Origin of the sequence: Bradyrhizobium sp. OK095 (assembly GCF_900109945.1) — a bacterium.
Taxonomy (GTDB): Bacteria; Pseudomonadota; Alphaproteobacteria; order Rhizobiales; family Xanthobacteraceae; genus Bradyrhizobium.
This window is the reverse complement of sequence record NZ_FOBX01000009.1, coordinates 40,789-58,862: the sequence shown is the minus strand read 5'-3', so window position 1 is coordinate 58,862 and position 18,074 is coordinate 40,789. Positions and strand designations below refer to the sequence as shown.

Sequence of the window (18,074 nt, the reverse complement as noted above, 5' to 3'; positions counted from 1 at the left end):
CGCGCTAGCTGAAGGCGCGTTTCAGCCGCGACGCCGCGGCTTCGGTCGAGGCCAGATCCAGTTCCGGCTGGAGCGGCGGCGCAACCGGCAGAACCATCGGCCGCAGCAGCTCGGCCATCTGCTTGGCCGGCAGCGGCTTGGAGATCAGGAAGCCCTGCATCTCGTCGCAGCCATGGGTGCGCAGGAACGCCTCCTGCTCGGCGTTCTCGACACCTTCGGCGACCACAGTCATGCCGAGCGCCTTGCCCATGCTGATGATCGCCTGCGCGATCGCCTGGTCCTCGGAATCCTGCGGCAAGTCACGAACGAAGGAGCGGTCGATCTTGATGGTGTCGATCGGAAAATGCTTCATCAGCGACATCGACGAATAGCCGGTGCCGAAATCGTCGATCGCAAGCCGGATGCCGCGGCTCTGGATGGCGTCGAGTACCTTCAGCGCGCGCCCGACATTGCGCATCATCATGCTCTCGGTGACTTCGAGCTGGAGCAGCACCGGCGACATGCCGGAGGCTGCCAGCGCCTCATCGACGTCCTGCAACAAATGTTCGTCGACGAACTGCCGCGGCGAGAGGTTGACCGCCATCGACACCGGCAAGAGACCGCGGCGCTGCCAGGCCATGGCCTGCGCGCAGGCCTCCTTCACCACCCAGCGGCCGATCGGCACGATCAGCCCGGTTTCCTCCGCAAGCGGAATGAACTGCGCCGGCGAGATGCTGCCGAGATCCGGATGCGTCCAGCGCAGCAGCGCTTCCACGCCGGTGATCTGGCCGGTCTCCATGTCCACCTTGGGCTGGTAATTCAGCGAGAACTGCTCGCGCTCCAGCGCCCGGCGCAGCGCGCTCTCCAGCGAGAGCCGTTCGATCGACTGCGTCTTCACTTCCTTGGAGAAGAAGCGATAGCCGTTCTTGCCGTCTTCCTTGGCGAGATACATCGCCATGTCGGCGTTCTTGGTCAGCGTCTGCGCATCAGAGCCGTTGGCCGGATACATCGCGATGCCGATCGAGGCCGTGGTGTGGCACTCGTGACCGGCGAGCTCCATGGGCTCGGCGAGCGCCGCGAGCAGCCCGGTCGAGATGCGCTGGACGTCGTCGATATCGCCGCACTGGTCGAGGATCACCACGAATTCGTCGCCGCCGAGGCGCGCGACGACATCGCTCTTCCGCAGCGCCCTGCGCAGCCGGGTCGCCACTTCGAGCAGCAGCAAATCGCCGGCCTCGTGACCGAGCGAATCGTTGATGACCTTGAAGCGGTCGAGGTCGATGAACAGCACCGCAAAACGGTGGTCGTGGCGCTGCGCTTCATCGATCGCCTCGCGCAACAGCCCGTTGAAGGTCTCGCGGTTGGGCAGGTCGGTCAGGCTGTCGTGCGAAGCGAGATACTCGATCCGCTCGTCGGCCTCGCTCTTCTCATCGGCGCGATCGAAATTCTCCATCGCGAAGGAGACGTTGTCGGCGAGACGTTGCAACAGCTCGACGAATTCTTCCGTGAAGGTGTCCTGCTCGGTCGACATGTAGATCATGACGCCGACAGGCTTGCCGTGCGTGATCAGCGGGAACGCCGCGCCGGAGCGCGCGCCGTCGCCCTGCAGCACCGTATGAAAGGCGCTCACACGGCTGTCATTGACGTAGTCATTGCTGACACAGGGCTGCCGGGTGCGGAACGCCGTGCCGCTCATGCCGCGGCCCTCGGGCCGGTCGGCGTCGATGGAGAGACGAACGCTTCGCGTGGTCTCGGCAGACGGCCCTGCGGCCGCGACGATCGCGAGCTGATCGCTGTCGGCGCTGGCCAGCGCAATGGTCGTGGAGGTGAACTTGCCGCCGGTGGAAGCGGCCTGACACACGAGCTCAAACAGCTCGGTGCGCGACTTGGCGCGCACGATCGCTTCATTGGTGGCGCTCAGCGCCGCGAACATGCGCGTCAGGCGCTCCTTCTGGGCCTCGGTCCGGGCGCGCTCCTCGGCGCGGTCGAAATTGTCGAGTGCAAAGGAAACGTTTTCCGCCAGGCGCCCGAGCAACTGGATCAGGTCAGGCGTGAACGTGCCTTCGTCCGGCGAGAGGAACAGCAGGATGCCGATGGCATCGGCACCGTTCTTCAGCAGCGGGAAGCAGCCGCCGGATTTCGTCCCCTGATCCCGCGCAACCTGGCGCCAGTGCGTCGCACGAACGTCCGTGAGGAGCTCGTTGGCGACACAAGGCGCCTTGGTGCGAAACGTGGTGCCGGCGAGCCCCCGCCCTTCGATCTCGTCGGCGGAGGTCGCGAAGCGCCATTTCTCGACTTGGCTGCGGCATTCGCCCTTGGTGACGGCGATGTCGAGGTCGCGCCCCGTCGGATCGACCATGGCGATGGTGGCCGAGGTGAAGGTGCCGCCGAGCACGGCCGCCTGGCACACCGCTTCGAACAATTCGGCGCGGGTCTTCACCCGCATGATGGCTTCGTTGGTCGCGCTCAGGGCTTCGAGCATGTCTCGCAGACGATTGCGCTGCATCTCGGCTCTCGCCTTCGCGTCCGCGCGATCGAAATTCTCGAGTGCGAAGGCGACATTGGCCTGGAGCCGCTGCAGCAGCTCGACAAATTCGGGCGTGAACGTGCCGCGTTCCCGCGAGTTGAAGAGGAATATTCCTTCGACGCGGTCGCCGTTGAACAGCGGCAATGCCGCGGAGGATCCGATGCCGTTGCGGCGGGCGTTGGCCTGCCAGGGTATGATCCGGTCGTCGGACAGCACGTCGTTGCTGATGCAGGGTTGGCGCGTCCGGAACGCGGTGCCGGTCAGTCCCCGCCCCTCGGGCACCTGGTCGGACGTGGAGAACTTGAAGTTACGGACCTGATCCGCGTTCGGGCCGTAGCAGGCGACGACGCGGAGCAGTTCGGCATCGTGATCGACCAGCGCGATGTTGGCCGAGGTGAACTTGGCGCCCTTCGCGGTTGCTTCGCACACGAGGTCGAACAGTTCGGCCCTCGAATGCGCGCGCAGGATCGCCTCATTGGTCGCGCTGAGCGCCGCATACATGCGCGCCAGGCGTTCCTCCTCCTCGGCGATCCGGGCCTTTTCGGCTTCACGATCGAAATTGTCGATTGCGAAGCAGACGTTCTCGGCGATGCGCAGCATCAGCGCGACGATCTCCTCGTCCTTCGCCCAGGACGCACTGAGGAAGGCGAGGATGACGCCGACGCTTTCACCACGCCTGATCAGAGGCGCCGCGACGCATGCGGCAACGCCGGTGTTGGTATTGGCCTGCTCCCACGGCGTTCCCCTGGTGCGGCGAGCGAGATCGCGTTCGACAAAGGGCTTCTGTGTCCGAAACACCTCACCGGAAATGCCGCGGCCGTGGGGATTTTCGGCATCGACGGAGTAACGGGCCCGGGCCACGATCTCCAAATTCTCACCGCTGCCGGCGACAGGCTTCAGCCAATGCGAGTCCGGCTCCTTGAGCAGAACAAAGGTTGCAAGCGATTTGCCGCCGTGGACGGAGGCGTCGCACACCAATTGATAGAGCTCCTGCTCAGTCTTGGCGCGCAGGATGGCCTCGTTGGTCGCGCTGAGCGCGCCGAACATACGGTTCAGGCGCCGCGTCGCGCGCTCGCCGGTCTGGCGGGCGGCTTCGCGCGCAAAATTGTCTAGCGCATAGGAAATGTTGGCCGACATCCGCTCGAACAGCGACACCATCTGCTCGCTGAGCGAACCGGCCTCGCTGCGGGTCACGAGCAGCACGCCGACGCTCTTGCCGCTGCACAGAAGCGGCAACGCCGCCGCGGCGCCGACATGCGCTTTGGCCGCGCCCTCACGCCACGCGCGCGAGCGTGGGTCGTTCAGAAAATCGTTGCTGATGCAGAGCTTCCGGCTGCGGAACGCCTCCCCACTGACGCCCGATCCCTCGGCAGTGCCGGCTTCCGTGGTGATCTCGATCGCGCTCAGCCGCGGGACGTCGTCGCCGCGGCCGGCGGAAAAGCGCAGCCGGCGGCCGTCCGGCTCCACGAGGAACACGGCGACCGCCATGAAGTCCCCACTCGCAAACCCGGCGTCGCAGACCTTCTGGTACAGCTCGTCCGGCGATTTCGCATAGAGGATCGCTTCGTTGATGGCGCTCAACGCTGCAAAGGTGCGCGCGAGGGTCGTCTGCACGATCTCAACTCCCGGGCATTTCTGCCTAATTCTCCCGGGTGCTTTTATGAACGGCCATCGCCTAAGTGGTCGTTATTGCGCGCCGCAAACCCTCGATCAAAGTGAACGAGCTGCGAACGACAGGCGCCAAACTGTCGGGAATGCCGCCGCACGGGAAGAATCTTCGACCAAAGGCGCGCCCTGTTTACGAATTTGCAGCCCTGTATTGGTTTACGGGAGATTGATATCGCTGCCGCGCTTTGAGACGATGGCACCCAACAAGCAGCCCGTTAAGGGCATCATGCCGGGGAAACGCCATGCCCATCGTCAAGGCCGACCGCCTCACGCGCATCAGCGCCGCGCTGCTCCGCGCCGCCGGAGCTTCAGAGGAAGAGGCAGATGCCGTCGCAATCGGCTGCGTCAACGCCAATCTCGCCGGCCATGATTCCCACGGTGTGATCGCGGTTCCCACCTATATCGACCGGATCAAGGCCGGACACATCGTCCCCGGCGCGACATGGACCATCGTCCAGGAATCGCCGACTACGACCGTGATCGACGGCCATTGGGGTTTTGGTTTCCATGTCAACGCCAAGGCGATGGCACTGACGATCGAAAAAGCGAAGACGGCGAACGTCGCGGCCTGCACCGTGTTCCGGCAAAGCCATGTCGGCCGCCTCGCCGCCTATCCGCTGATGGCGATGCGCGAAGGCATGATCGGGATCGCGACCGCGGATTCCGGCCGCTCGCCGAAGCACGTGGCGCCGTTCGGCGGCAAGGAGGCGCGGCTCGGCACCAACCCGATCTCGATCGCGGTGCCGTCCGATCTCGACGCGCCGTTCTATCTGGACATGGCGACCTCGGCGGTCGCGGCCGGCAAGATCCAGCTCGCGGTCGCCCGCGGCGAGGAGATTCCCACGGGCTGGATCATCGATGCCGAGGGACGTCACACCACCGATCCGACGCAATATCGCAAGGGCGGAGCGCTGCTGCCGCTCGGCGGCACCGAGGGCTACAAGGGCAGCGGCCTGGCGGCCATGGTCGAGGTGCTGTGCGGCCTGCTCACCGGTCTCGGCTTCGGCGTCGAGCCCACGGGGCGGCACAATGACGGATGCTTCATGGCGGTGTTCAACGTCGCGGCGTTCCGGCCGCTGAAAGAGTTCAAGCGCGAAGTCGCTGAATTCGCGCAATATCTGAAATCGACGCCGCCGTCCGAGGGCAGCAAGGGCGTCTACTATCCCGGCGAGATCGAGGGCGTGCGCGAGCAGCAGCGCCTGCGCGACGGCATCGAGATCGAGGATGCGACCTGGGAGAAGCTGCGCGCGCTGGCGCGGGAATACAGGCTCGACACCGTCCTCGATCTGGCCTGACGGAATTGGAGAACAGCAGCATGAATCGCCAGATGGTACTTGTCGGCTTCCTTCAAGCGCAGAACTGCACCAATTTGCCGAGCTCCTGGCGGCATCCTGACTCGCGCGACGATTCGATGTCGGCGGATTACTATCAGGAGATCGCCAGAATCCTCGAAGCCGGCAAATTCCACATGGCGTTCTTCGACGATCGCCTGGCGATGCCGGACCGCTACGGCAACGACCACGCCCACACCGTCGAATACGGCATCCGCTGCGTGAAGATGGATCCGCTGATCGTGCTGACCACGATGGGCCTGGTCACCGACAAGCTCGGCCTTGGCTCGACCTGCTCGACCACCTATTACGAGCCCTTCGATCTCGCGCGCCGCTTCGCGACACTCGATTTGATGTCGGGCGGGCGGGCGGGGTGGAACGTCGTCACCTCGCTCAATGACGGCGAAGCCCTCAACATGGGGCGCGACTCCCATCCGGAACACGATTCTCGCTACGACAAGGCCGACGAGTTCATGGAGGTCGTGCTCGGCCATTGGGACACATGGGAAGACGGCGCGCTGATCATGGACAAAAAGAGCGGCCGCTTTGCCGATCCAAGCAAGGTGAAGCGGCTCGATCACAAGGGCGCCGCCTTCAAGTCCCGCGGCCCGTTCACCGTGCCGCGCTCGGATCAGGGCCATCCCGTGATCATCCAGGCCGGCGCGTCCGGCCGCGGCCAGCGCTTTGCCGGGCGATGGGGCGAGGTGATCTTCACCGCCGCGCGCAACCTCGCTGCCGCCAAGGAGGGTTATGCTTCCGTGCGCAACGAGGCCGCCAAGGCCGGCCGCGATCCCGATCAGATGTTCCTCTGCAATCTGACGACGCCGGTTTGCGCCGCCACGAAAGCCGAGGCTGAGGACAAGATGGCGTTGATCAACAAGCTGCCGCTCGAGATCGACGCGCTGTCGCTGCTCGCCGAAGCGCTCAACTACGATTTCGCCTCCAAGGATCTCGATGAACCGCTGACGACGGACGAGTTGAAGAGCATGCAAGGCATTTTGGGCATCCGCGACGGCGTGCTGAAGAACTCGGGTAAGAGCAATCCAAGCGCGCGCGACTTCGTCACCTTTTCCGGCCGCGGCCAGGTGCATGACGCCATGGTCGGGGGCCCCAAGGAGATCGCGGACAAGTTAGAGGAGATGTTCGTCGAGCGTGGCTGCGACGGCTTTGTCATCGCCGCGACTTACGTGCCCGGCTCCTACGCGGATTTCGTCCAACACGTCGTGCCGGAATTGCAGCGCCGCGGCTTGTTCCAGAAGGACTATCGCGGCAAGACATTGCGGGAAAATCTCGGGCTCAAGCGGCCCGCGGCCGGCGCCTGGAAGGTGCAGCCGCGCGAGGCGGCAGAATAACAACGAGGACACACCATGCGCTGGCTGAAATTCACCGCCTCGGACAAGACATCCTGGGGGATCGTCGAAGGCGACCAGGTGATCGCGGTCGACGGCGATCCCTTCGGCGAATGGCAGCGCACCTCGCGCACGCATCCGCTTGGGGACGTCAAGATCGAGCTGCCGCTGATCCCGCGCACGTTCTATTGCGTCGGCTTGAATTACCTGAAGCACCTGAAAGAAGCCGCAGACAAGCGCGGCGAGGTGCCGGCCGTGCCAGACCGTCCAGAGATCGGCTACCGCGCCCAGAACGCGCTGATCGCGCATGACGAGGTGGTCGTGATCCCGTCCTTTGCGACGGACAAGATCCACTATGAAGGCGAGCTTGCCGTCGTCATCGGCAAGAAGGTGAAGCATCTCACCAAACAAAACGCGATGGATTGCGTGTTCGGCTATACCATCGGCAACGACGTCAGCGAGCGCAGCTGGCAGAAAGCCGACCGCAGCCTGTGGCGCTCGAAGAACGCCGACACATTCAAGCCGATGGGTCCGTGGATCGAGACCGAGGCCAATCTCGCCAAGATGCAGACCGTGGTCCGCGTCAACGGCAAGGAGACCAACCGCTTCCACACCAACGACATGATTTTTGGCGTGGTGCCGTTCCTGGTCGAGCTGACCAAGTATTTTACGCTGTGGCCCGGCGACGTGATCTGGATGGGCACGGATGGCGCCTCGCCTGACATCAAGCACGGCGATGTCGTGGAGATCGACATCACCGGTGTCGGGACGCTGCGGAACCGGTTTGTGCGGGAGGAACGGTAGCTCTCAATCCTCATCCTGAGGAGCGCGTCTTCGCGCGTCTCGAAGGATGAAGGCCCGGCTCTCGGCCTCGCCCTTCGAGACGGCCGCTGCGCGGCCTCCTCAGGGTGAGGAGATAGACTTGCGAACGCCGCCAAATCAAAACGGCAGTGCCACGCCCGTCTTGATCTCCTTCAGCACCACGTTGCTGCGGACATAGCGGATGCCGGGAATGCGGAACATGAACTCGTCGAGGAATCTGTTGTAGGCCGCCATGTCCTGCACGACGACGCGTAAATGATAATCGGCGTCGCCCGTGGTCGCAAAACACTCCAGCACCTCGCGGCGTGTGGTGACCCGGGACACGAACTCCTCGACGAATTTTGCGTCATGCCGCTCCAGTGAGACATGGAGGATGGCCGACATCGTAAAACCCGCCTGCTCACGTGCGACCAGCGCTGCATAGCCCTGGATGATTCCGGTCTCCTCCAGCGCACGCACCCGGCGCCAGCAGGCCGAGGTCGACATGCCGACCTCGTCGGCCAGCTGCTGGTTGGTGGCGCGGCCGTCCTTCTGGAGGTGGACGAGAATCCGCGTGTCCTGCTCTTCGATCATGGAAACCTCTCAATTCGAGAGAATCTACCAAATTCTGGCATACAATGCAAAATTCTACCTAGTTTTCGCTTCCGATCGGGCAATTAGGTAAGACCTACCAACCTCCCCGGCATACCCTTCCCTCATCGGCAGGGACGCCGCGCGAGGTCCGCCATGGACGCCATTCCGTCACTCGATGCTTACGAGCTCTCCGACCGCTACGATCGCGAGGAGGGCCGCGTCTTTCTCACGGGCACGCAGGCCATCGTCCGCGTCGCGCTCGACCAGATCAGGCGCGACCGTGCGCGCGGCCTCAACACCGCCGGCTTCATCTCCGGCTATCGCGGCTCGCCGCTCGGCGGTATCGATCTCGAGCTGTGGCGTATCCAGGAGCGGCTCAAGCGGGACCGCATCGAATTCCTCCCTGCCGTGAACGAGGACCTTGCGGCAACAGCGGTGCTCGGTTCGCAACAGGTCGAGACGCAAGCCGACCGCGAGGTCGATGGCGTGTTCGGCCTCTGGTACGGCAAAGGGCCCGGCGTCGATCGCTCCGGCGATGCCCTCAAGCACGGTAATGCCTACGGCTCCTCGCCGCATGGCGGCGTGCTGGTGGTCGCCGGAGACGACCATGGCTGCGTGTCATCGTCGATGCCGCACCAGTCCGACGTCGCCTTCATGAGCTGGTTCATGCCGACGCTGCACCCCGCGAGCGTCAGCGAATATCTGGAGTTCGGCGAATATGGCTACGCGCTGAGCCGCTTCTCCGGCATGTGGGTCGGCTTCAAGGCGATCTCCGAGATCGTGGAGTCGGGCGCCTCCGTCGCGCTGCGCCCGCCGCGTGCCTTCCGCACGCCCGACTTCACGCCGCCGCCTGATGGACTGCACTATCGCTGGCCGGATCTGCCGGGCCCACAGATCGAGGAACGGCTGGAGGCGAAGAAGCACGCGGTCTACGCCTTCGCAAAAGCCAATCCGATCGATCGCCGCATCTACGACATTCCCGATGCCACCTACGGCATCGTCACCACAGGCAAGGCGCATCTCGACCTGATGGAAGCGCTGCGTCTGATGGGCCTCGATGAAGCCGCCTGCCGCCGCATCGGCATCGACATCTACAAGGTCGGCATGGTCTGGCCGCTGGCGCTGCACGACGCCATGGATTTCGTGAAGGGCAAGCGCGAGATCCTCGTCGTCGAGGAGAAGCGCGGCATCATCGAAAGCCAGTTCAAGGAATATTTTTACGACTATCCCGGCAGCAAGCCCGAGCGCATGGTCGGCAAGCACGACGAGCGAGGGGCGCGGCTGATCTCCTGGATCGGCGAATTATCGCCGCGCGCGCTCGCGTCCGTGCTGGCGCGGCGGCTCGATCCGATGTTTCCGGGACTCAATCTCGCCGCACGCGCAGCCGCCCTGATGCCGGAAGCCGAGCGCGCCATCAACGTCGCCGGTGCGACGCGCACGCCGTATTTCTGCTCCGGTTGCCCGCACAACACATCGACGAAGGTCCCCGAGGGATCGAAGGCACTGGCCGGCATCGGCTGCCATTTCATGGCGAGCTGGATGGACCGCGAGACCTCCTCGCTGATCCAGATGGGCGGCGAGGGCGTGAACTGGGCGGCATCGTCGCGATTCACCGGCAACAGGCACATCTTCCAGAACCTCGGCGAAGGCACCTATTATCACTCGGGCTCGATGGCGATCCGGCAGGCCATCGCCGCCAAAGCCAACATCACCTACAAGATCCTGTTCAACGATGCGGTGGCGATGACCGGCGGTCAGCCGGTTGACGGCCCCATTAGCGTACACGCCATCGCGCACAGCGTCCGCGCCGAGGGTGTGACGCGCATCGCCCTGGTGTCGGACGATCCCGCGCAGTTTTCGCCGGCGGATTTGCCTGATGGCGTGAGCATCCATCCCCGCGAGGAGATGGACGCCGTGCAGCGCGAGCTACGTGATATCTCCGGCGTCTCGGTGCTGATCTACCAGCAGACCTGCGCCACCGAGAAGCGGCGCCGCCGCAAGCGCGGCCAGATGGCCGACCCCAAACGCTTCGCCTACATCAACGATCTCGTCTGCGAGGGCTGCGGCGACTGCTCGGTCGAGTCCAACTGCCTCAGCGTCGAGCCCAAGGAAACGCCATTCGGCCGCAAGCGCCAGATCAATTTGTCGTCCTGCAACAAGGATTTTTCCTGCCTCAACGGTTTTTGCCCGAGTTTTGTGACGGTCGAAGGCGCAACGCGCCGGAAGAAGAGCGCGAGCCAGATCGACGCGATCGGTCGCGCGGCGACGCTTCCCCTGCCCGCCCCCGCCACGCTCGACCGTCCCTACGATTTGCTCGTGACCGGCGTCGGCGGCACCGGCGTGATTACAGTCGGGGCGCTGATCGGCATGGCTGCGCATCTCGAACGCCGCGGCGTCTCGGTGCTCGATTTTACAGGCTTTGCGCAAAAATTCGGGCCCGTGCTGAGCTTCATCCGCCTCGCTGGATCTCCCGAGGCGTTGCACCAGGTCCGCATCGACCAGGGCGCGGCCGACGCGCTGATCGGTTGCGACCTCGTCGTCAGCTCTTCGCCGAAGGCGTCCGGCACCTATCGAAAGGGCACGCGCGCCGCGGTCAACACCGCGGAGATGCCGACCGGCGACGTGGTTCGCTTTCGTGACGCCGATCTCGCCTCGCCCGCCCGCCTGCGCGCGATCCGACAGGTCATCGGCAACGACAATCTCGACACGATCAACGCGAACGCGTTGGCCGAACGGCTGCTCGGCGATGCCGTCTATGCCAACATCATCATGCTTGGTTTTGCCTGGCAGCGCGGACTCGTGCCGATTTCGCTGCAATCGCTCTTGCGCGCGATCGAGCTGAACGGCGTTGCCGTCGACCGCAACAAGCAGGCCTTGGCCTGGGGCCGGATCGCCGCCGCCGATCCGGACTTTCTGCCGAAGGCGGACGAAACGCCAAAAGCCGAGACGCTCGACCAGCTCATTACCCGCCGCGCCGATTTCCTCACCGCCTATCAGGACGATGCCTATGCGGCGCGCTATCGGTCGATCATCGAGAAAGTTCGCAGCACCGAAGCTCCAGTTGGCAGCGAGGCACTGACCGAAGTGGTCGCGCGCGCTCTGTTCAAGCTGATGGCCTACAAGGACGAATACGAGGTCGCGCGCCTGCACATGCAGACCGGTTTCCTCGACGAGTTGAAGCGCGAGTTCGAGGACGGCTTCAGCATCGAGTACCATCTTGCCCCGCCCTTCCTGCCGTCCGAACATGACGCCCGCGGCCGGCCGCGCAAGCGTGCTTTCGGCCAGTGGATCCAGATGCCCCTTTCCGTGCTGGCGCGGCTGAAACGATTGCGCGGAACGCCGTTCGATCCGTTCGGCTACACCGCCGAGCGGCGAGCGGAGCGGGAGCTGATCACATGGTATGAAGACCTGATCGAACGAATGCTCGGCCAGTTCGACGCAGCGCGTCTGCCCGACCTCGTCGCCATCGCAAAGGCGCCGATGGACATTCGCGGCTACGGACCAGTGAAGGATGCGGCGATCGCCAAGGTGAAGCCCGAGGTCGAGCGGCTATTCACGAATTTGACGACATCGGTAACGCAAAAGATGCACGCCCACCGTTGACGCGGCGCCGGTGAGGCCTCAGCCTCGGGACTTTAAGTGGCGCCCTGTTGGCGCCTCCGCAATCAGGTGGCGCATCATGGATTTCGACCAGTTGACCCTGACCCAGGCCGTAGCCGACCTCCGCGCCGGAAAAGCCACGAGCAGCTCGCTCACCATGGAAGCGATTGCCCGCGCCAAAGCCAATGCCGACCTCAACGCGTTCGTCACCCTGGACGAGGCCGGCGCCCTGAAGGCCGCAGCCGCATTCGACGCGACAGGCGACAAGACAAAACCGCTTGGCGGCGTGCCCATCGTGATCAAGGACAACATCGAAGTCGCGGGACTGCCGTGCAGCGCCGGAACGCCCGCACTGAAAGGCTACGTCCCGAAAGCGGATGCGCCCGTCGTGGCAAAACTGCGGGCCGCTGGCGCGGTGATCATCGGCAAGACCAGCATGCACGAGCTCGCCTTCGGCATCTCCGGCTACAACACCGCATTCAAGACCGGCGCCGAGTACGGCGTGCGCAACGCCTATGATCGCTCGCTGATCGCCGGAGGCTCCTCGTCAGGCACGGGCGCTGCGATCGGCGCACGGATCGTCGCGGGCGGGCTCGGCACGGACACGGGCGGATCAGTGCGGGTGCCCGCCGCGCTGAACGGATGCGCCTCGCTGCGCCCGACTATCGGCCGCTACCCGCAGGACGGCATCGCGCCGATCTCGCACACCCGCGATACCGCGGGGCCGATGGCCGCGACCATGGCGGATGTCGCGCTGCTCGATCGCGTCATCGCGGGCGGCGACGCCATTGCGCCGGCCGATCTGAAGCAGGTGCGGATCGGCATCGTGAAGGCGATGCTGACCAATCTCGACGCCGACACCGACGCCGCGTTCCAGGCGGCCGTCGTCAAAGTGAAGGCGCAAGGCGCCACGGTCGTCGAGATCGAGATGCCGCAACTGCCTGAAATCAACGGTCAGGTCAGCTTTCCGGTTGCTCTGTACGAGGCTTATGACGATCTGGTCGCATATCTCAAGCATACCGGCACTGGCCTCAGCGTCGAGGCGCTGGCGCAGGAGATCTCCAGCGCTGACGTGAAGGGCACCTATGATGGTCTGGTGATCCCGCGCAAACTACCCGCCCCTGATGGCACGCTGCTCGACGCCAAGCCGATCTACGACGCAGCGATCAAGACCGCGCGCCCCGCACTTCAGGTGCTCTACAGCAAGACTTTCGCCGACAACCGGCTCGATGCCATCGCCTTCCCGACCACGCCGCGCGTCGCTATTCCTTCCAACCCGGAGTCCAGCACGCTAGAGAATTTCGGCCTGTTCATCCAGAACACCGATCCCGGCAGCAATGCCGGCATTCCCGGAATTCAAATTCCGATCGCGCTCGGTGCCACCAGCAAATTGCCTATTGGCCTCGAACTGGACGGCCCCGCGGGAAGCGATCGCCGCCTGCTCGCGATCGGCATGGCGCTCGACGCCGTGTTCGGGCGGCTGCCGCCGCCGCGCCACTCATGAATACGGATTGATCAGCTTCTGTTGCTCGGCGCTGTGGTGGACGAGCATATCGATGAAGGTCCTGACCTTCGCCGACAGATGATGGCGATGCGGATAGACCGCGTTCATCGACATTTCCACGGGCCGATACTCCGGCAGAAGGCGCACCAGTCGGCCGGCATCGAGATCCTCGCCGACCAGGAATCCGGCGGCGAGGCTGATGCCCGCCCCCTGTAGCGCGGCCTCGCGCAGGGCTTCGCCGCTGTTGGTGATCAGATTGCCGGAGACGCGCACCGAGGCCGGCGTGCCCTTGCGATCGAAGAAGCGCCACTCGTCGAACGGATAGTTGATGTGGCGGACGCAATTGTGCTCGGCGAGTTCTTCGAGCCTCTCGACGCGCCCATGCGCCTCGATATAGGCGTGCGAGCAGCACAGCACGTGCCGCCAGGTCGCAAGGCTTCGCACGATCAGGCTGGAGTCCGGCGGCGCGATCATGCGCAGCGCGAGATCAAAACCCTCCTCGATCAGGTCGACATTGGTCTCGCCCATGCGCAGATCGACCTTGACCTCCGGATAGGTCGCGAGGAATTCGGCCATCACCGGGGCCACGAACGGCACCATGTGGGTGGCGGTGTGGATGCGCAGGGTGCCGCGCGGCGTTGATTGCAGCGCGCCGGCGATGTCGTCGGCCTGCTCGATATCGGCGAGGATCTGGATGCAGCGGTCGTAATAGGCCTTGCCGATCTCGGTGAGGTTGACCTTGCGCGTGGTGCGCTGAAGCAGCCTCACCCCGAGCCGGTCCTCCAGCGCCTGAACGTGGTTGCTCACCATGGTGGTCGACATGTTGAGCTTGCGGGCTGCGGCGGAGAAGCCACCGGTTTCAACCACCCGGCTGAACACTTCGAGGCTGGTCAATCGGTCCATCCGCCTGATTATCCGCTTTCGATCGATAATCGCAAGGAAATCACCCCGATTATCTATCAGATCATCCACACAGTCCCACATGCGCGGCGGGGCGCTCGCGTTGACAGCAATCGCGCGACAGACGCGGCAATCGCTCTGGGGCAGCCGCAGGTCTGTTTCGCTAGAACATCAAAACCAAGGAGACGCCTCCGACTATCCACCCCTGATGGATAATCCTTCCGGCATTTCGCCAATTATCGAGCGAGCTGGAAAGACCGATAGTGTCACCAAGCCGACAGGAGATTGCCATGTCCGAGATGCCCCGCACCGAGAATTTCCAGCAAGCAGCTGAAATCACTCATGATTACCCCAAGACGCGACCGACTGTCCCGGCCCGGGCCATGGTCCGGCGCGCGGCTCTGGCGCTCGCGCTGCTCCTGGGCACGACAGCCGTTGTCTATTACGGATACGACTACTGGACCAATGGCCGCTACCTCGAGAGCACCGACGACGCCTATGTGAAGGCCGACTCCACGATCATCGCACCAAAAGTCTCCGGCTACATCGCGAAGGTGCTGGTTGGCGACAACGAGAAGGTCAAAGCGGGCCAGCTGCTGGCCAGGATCGACGACCGCGACTTCAAGGCGGCGCTTGACCAGGCCAAAGCCGACGTCGCCGCCGGCGAAGCCTCGGTGCGCAACATCGATGCCCAGCTCGAACTGCAGCAGCCGGTCATCGAGCAGAGTACGGCAGATGTCGCCGCGGCCGACGCCAATCTGAAATTCGCGCAGGAGGAGCGCGCCCGCTACGACGACCTCATGAAGTCGGGCTCCGGCACGATCCAGCGCGCACAGCAGACCGACGCGGCGCTGCGCGCCAGCAACGCGCAATTGCAGCATGCCAAATCGGGTCTCGTAGCCGCGCAGCGCAAGGTGGACGTGCTCACCACCCAGCGCGCCCAGGCCACGGCCCAGCTCGACCGCGCCCGCGCTGTGGCGCAGCAGGCCGCGTTGAACCTGTCCTATACCGAGATCACCGCCCCGGTCGACGGCACGGTCGGCGCCCGCAGCTTGCGCGTCGGCCAATATGTGCAGGCCGGCACGCAATTGATGGCGGTGGTGCCGCTCGATGCGGTCTATGTGGTCGCCAATTTCAAGGAGACGCAGCTCACGCATGTGCGTCCCGGCCAGCCGGTCGAACTGCACGTCGACAGTTTTCGCAATCGCACGCTGCACGGCCATGTCGACAGCCTCTCGCCGGCCAGCGGACTTGAATTCGCACTGCTGCCGCCTGATAACGCCACGGGCAACTTCACCAAGATCGTGCAGCGCGTCCCGGTGAAGATCGTGCTCGACGATTACAGCCTGACCGGCCTGCTGCGGCCCGGCATGTCGGCGGTGCCGACTGTCGACACCAAGGCGACTGTGCTGGCAGAGCGTGAGACGACCAAGCGTCTCGCCGACAACTCGTCCCGCCCGAACGGCGGCTGAAGCCGGGAGGGGCCGGCAGGATTATCAAGTCTTGCCGGATGATCCTTCCCAGACTTCGTCGATTATCGAAACCATCCGCCTAATGCATCCTGTCTCCATACCAGAGACGAGGCTTCCATGAGCACGCTTCAACCGACCCTCAACGCTGCATCCGCCGCAAATCTGCCAGCCCCTGTTGCCCCCGCAACACCGGCGGTTTCAGCAAAAACGTGGATCGCGGTGATCGGCGCCACACTCGGTGCCTTCATGGCGGTGCTGAACATCCAGATCGTCAACGCCTCGCTCGCCGACATCCAGGGCGCGATCGGTGCCGGCATCGACGACGGCGGCTGGATCTCGACCTCCTATCTGATCGCCGAGATCGTGGTGATCCCGCTGTCCGGCTGGCTCGCGCAAGTGTTCTCTATCCGGGTCTATCTCCTCGTCAACGCGACCTTGTTTCTGGTGTTCTCCGCGGCCTGCGCGCTGGCGCAAGACCTGCCGCAGATGATCGTTCTCCGCGCCGTGCAGGGCTTTAGCGGCGGCGTCCTGATTCCGATGGCCTTCACGCTGATCATCACACTCTTGCCGAAGGCGAAGCAGCCGGTCGGACTTGCGCTGTTTGCGGTCTCTGCGACATTCGCGCCCGCGATCGGCCCGACCATTGGCGGTTACCTCACCGAGAACTGGGGCTGGCAGTACATCTTCTATGTCAACCTCGTGCCCGGCGCAGTGATGATCGCAATGCTGTTCGTCTCGCTGGAAGCCAAGCCGATGAAGTTGTCGCTGCTGCGTGAAGGTGACTGGGCCGGCATTGCGACGATGGCGATTGGCCTCTCCGCGCTTCAGACCGTGCTGGAGGAAGGCAACAAGGACGACTGGTTCGGCTCGCCCTTCATCGTGAGACTGTCGGTGATCGCGGCCGTGGCTCTGACAGCGTTCCTGATCATCGAGCTCACGGTGAAGAAACCGCTCCTCAACCTGCGCCTGCTGGTTCGCCGCAATTTCGGTTTCGGCATCCTCGCCAACTTCCTGCTCGGCATCGCACTGTACGGTTCGGTGTTCATCTTGCCGGTCTATCTGTCGCGCATCCAGGGCTACAACGCCGAACAGATCGGCATGGTTCTGGCGTGGACCGGCTTGCCGCAGCTGTTGCTGATCCCGCTCGTGCCGCGGCTGATGCAGCGCTTCGATGCCCGGATCATTATCGGCATCGGCTTCGCGCTGTTCGCCACCTCCAATTTCATGAACATCTACATGACGAATGACTACGCCACGGATCAGCTGTTCTGGCCCAACGTCGTTCGCGCCATTGGACAGGCCTTTGTGTTCGCGCCGCTCTCGGCCGTCGCCACGGCCGGGATCGAGCCGGAGAATGCCGGCTCCGCATCGGGCCTATTCAACATGATGCGCAACCTCGGCGGTGCCATCGGCATTGCGGTGCTGCAAACGCTCCTGACCAAGCGCGAACAATATCACTCCAACGTGCTGATGCAGTCGGTCTCGGTGTTCGAGCAGGCCACCCGCACGCGGCTGGAACAGCTCACGCAGTATTTCGTCAATCACGGCGTGCTCGATCGTACCGACGCTGCGCATCGCGCCTATGTCGCGATCGGCCATATCGTGCAGAAGCAGGCCTTTATCCTCGCCTTCAGCGACACCTTCTATCTGCTCGGCCTCGCGCTGATCGTCGCCTTCATCGCCTCCCTCTTCCTGAAGAACCCCGGCCACGTCTCGGCCGGTGGCGCCCACTGACCTGCCCCCCCCAGCAAAGGAGAACCACCATGAAACCTCGCATGAATTTCTACCAGGCCGCACCCGACACGATGAAGGCGCTGATGGCGCTGGAAGAGCAGATCCAGTCGACGGGTCTCGAGAAATCGCTGATCGAGCTGGTCAAGATCCGCGCGTCGCAGATCAACGGCTGCGCCTTCTGCATCAACATGCACACCGAGGACGCCCGCAAGCGCGGCGAGACCGAGCAGCGCATCTATCTGCTCAATGCCTGGCGCGAGTCCCCGCTCTATACCGACCGCGAGCGCGCCGCTTTGGCCTGGACGGAATCAGTGACGCTGATCGCAGACACGCATGCGCCTGACGATGTTTACGCGCAGGTCCGCGCGCAATTCTCCGACGCGGAGACGGTGAACCTGACTATGCTGATCGGCGCCATCAATGCATGGAACAGGATCGCGATCGCGTTCCGCGCGGTGCATCCGGTGAAGGTGAAGGCGTCGGTGGCGTGAGCTGATCGCGGCGACGGAAGCCGTGGCGGCAGCCCCTCACCCCACCCTCTCCCCGTAAGAACGGGGCGAGGGAGTGAGGGAGTTCAGCGTCCCTCACGGAATGGAAAGTTGATCGAGATGCGCT

Annotated in this window: 11 protein-coding genes; 8 read left to right on the top strand and 3 right to left on the bottom strand. The window is 64.0% G+C overall.

All coding sequences use genetic code 11. The features are described 5' to 3' along the window. Positions 1-4: 4 nt before the first annotated feature. Positions 5-4,120 (bottom strand): bifunctional diguanylate cyclase/phosphodiesterase, encoded by a 4,116-nt coding sequence (locus BMW89_RS23450; protein ID WP_177196259.1) that lies wholly within the window; start codon positions 4,118-4,120, stop codon positions 5-7. Positions 4,121-4,416: 296 nt separating this feature from the next. On the opposite strand from BMW89_RS23450, the gene BMW89_RS23445 reads away from it, so the two are divergent. The 3 genes from BMW89_RS23445 to BMW89_RS23435 are packed head-to-tail and all read left to right on the top strand — an operon-like array spanning position 4,417 to position 7,658. Continuing rightward, positions 4,417-5,469 (top strand): Ldh family oxidoreductase, encoded by a 1,053-nt coding sequence (locus tag BMW89_RS23445; RefSeq protein ID WP_092029395.1) that lies wholly within the window; start codon positions 4,417-4,419, stop codon positions 5,467-5,469. A gap of 20 nt (positions 5,470-5,489) precedes the next feature. Beyond that, entirely contained in the window at positions 5,490-6,857 is a 1,368-nt protein-coding gene (locus BMW89_RS23440) for an LLM class flavin-dependent oxidoreductase (RefSeq protein ID WP_092029394.1), read from the top strand. 15 nt (positions 6,858-6,872) lie between these two features. Next, positions 6,873-7,658, top strand: a complete 786-nt coding sequence (locus BMW89_RS23435; protein ID WP_092029393.1) for a fumarylacetoacetate hydrolase family protein — start codon at positions 6,873-6,875, stop codon at positions 7,656-7,658. 135 nt (positions 7,659-7,793) lie between these two features. Here the strand turns inward: BMW89_RS23435 and BMW89_RS23430 are convergent, their stop codons facing one another. Further along, positions 7,794-8,249: an Lrp/AsnC family transcriptional regulator gene (locus BMW89_RS23430; protein ID WP_092029392.1), complete on the bottom strand. Its 456-nt coding sequence runs from the start codon at positions 8,247-8,249 to the stop codon at positions 7,794-7,796. A gap of 153 nt (positions 8,250-8,402) precedes the next feature. Here BMW89_RS23430 and BMW89_RS23425 point away from each other — a divergent pair, with 153 nt between their 5' ends. Continuing rightward, positions 8,403-11,852 carry an indolepyruvate ferredoxin oxidoreductase family protein gene (locus tag BMW89_RS23425; protein ID WP_092029391.1) on the top strand — a complete coding sequence of 1,150 codons (3,450 nt, stop codon included), beginning with the start codon at positions 8,403-8,405 and terminating at the stop codon, positions 11,850-11,852. Positions 11,853-11,928: 76 nt separating this feature from the next. After that, the gene (gene iaaH / locus BMW89_RS23420; protein WP_092029390.1) at positions 11,929-13,353 is read left to right on the top strand and encodes an indoleacetamide hydrolase; all 1,425 of its coding nucleotides are present in this window, start codon (positions 11,929-11,931) and stop codon (positions 13,351-13,353) included. Here the strand turns inward: iaaH and BMW89_RS23415 are convergent. Then, positions 13,348-14,256, bottom strand: coding sequence for a LysR family transcriptional regulator (locus BMW89_RS23415; RefSeq protein ID WP_092029389.1), 909 nt, complete (start codon positions 14,254-14,256; stop codon positions 13,348-13,350). The genes iaaH and BMW89_RS23415 overlap by 6 nt on opposite strands. Positions 14,257-14,543: 287 nt before the next feature. On the opposite strand from BMW89_RS23415, the gene BMW89_RS23410 reads away from it, so the two are divergent. The 3 genes from BMW89_RS23410 (at position 14,544) to BMW89_RS23400 (ending at position 17,950) form a co-directional block, all read left to right on the top strand. Continuing rightward, positions 14,544-15,725 (top strand): HlyD family secretion protein, encoded by a 1,182-nt coding sequence (locus BMW89_RS23410; RefSeq protein ID WP_092029388.1) that lies wholly within the window; start codon positions 14,544-14,546, stop codon positions 15,723-15,725. A gap of 117 nt (positions 15,726-15,842) precedes the next feature. After that, on the top strand, positions 15,843-17,459 hold the full coding sequence (locus BMW89_RS23405) for an MDR family MFS transporter (RefSeq protein ID WP_092029387.1): 1,617 nt from the start codon (positions 15,843-15,845) through the stop codon (positions 17,457-17,459). 29 nt (positions 17,460-17,488) lie between these two features. Continuing rightward, on the top strand, positions 17,489-17,950 hold the full coding sequence (locus tag BMW89_RS23400; protein WP_092029386.1) for a carboxymuconolactone decarboxylase family protein: 462 nt from the start codon (positions 17,489-17,491) through the stop codon (positions 17,948-17,950). Positions 17,951-18,074: the final 124 nt, after the last annotated feature.

What these genes read in the sequence shown, in the direction of transcription:
- BMW89_RS23445 (WP_092029395.1), top strand. Translation starts at nt 4,417, where the DNA reads ATGCCCATCGTCAAGGCCGACCGCCTCACGCGCATCAGCGCCGCGCTG.
- BMW89_RS23440 (WP_092029394.1), top strand. Translation starts at nt 5,490, where the DNA reads ATGAATCGCCAGATGGTACTTGTCGGCTTCCTTCAAGCGCAGAACTGC.
- BMW89_RS23435 (WP_092029393.1), top strand. Translation starts at nt 6,873, where the DNA reads ATGCGCTGGCTGAAATTCACCGCCTCGGACAAGACATCCTGGGGGATC.
- BMW89_RS23430 (WP_092029392.1), bottom strand. Translation starts at nt 8,249, where the DNA reads ATGATCGAAGAGCAGGACACGCGGATTCTCGTCCACCTCCAGAAGGAC.
- BMW89_RS23425 (WP_092029391.1), top strand. Translation starts at nt 8,403, where the DNA reads ATGGACGCCATTCCGTCACTCGATGCTTACGAGCTCTCCGACCGCTAC.
- iaaH (WP_092029390.1), top strand. Translation starts at nt 11,929, where the DNA reads ATGGATTTCGACCAGTTGACCCTGACCCAGGCCGTAGCCGACCTCCGC.
- BMW89_RS23415 (WP_092029389.1), bottom strand. Translation starts at nt 14,256, where the DNA reads ATGGACCGATTGACCAGCCTCGAAGTGTTCAGCCGGGTGGTTGAAACC.
- BMW89_RS23410 (WP_092029388.1), top strand. Translation starts at nt 14,544, where the DNA reads ATGTCCGAGATGCCCCGCACCGAGAATTTCCAGCAAGCAGCTGAAATC.
- BMW89_RS23405 (WP_092029387.1), top strand. Translation starts at nt 15,843, where the DNA reads ATGAGCACGCTTCAACCGACCCTCAACGCTGCATCCGCCGCAAATCTG.
- BMW89_RS23400 (WP_092029386.1), top strand. Translation starts at nt 17,489, where the DNA reads ATGAAACCTCGCATGAATTTCTACCAGGCCGCACCCGACACGATGAAG.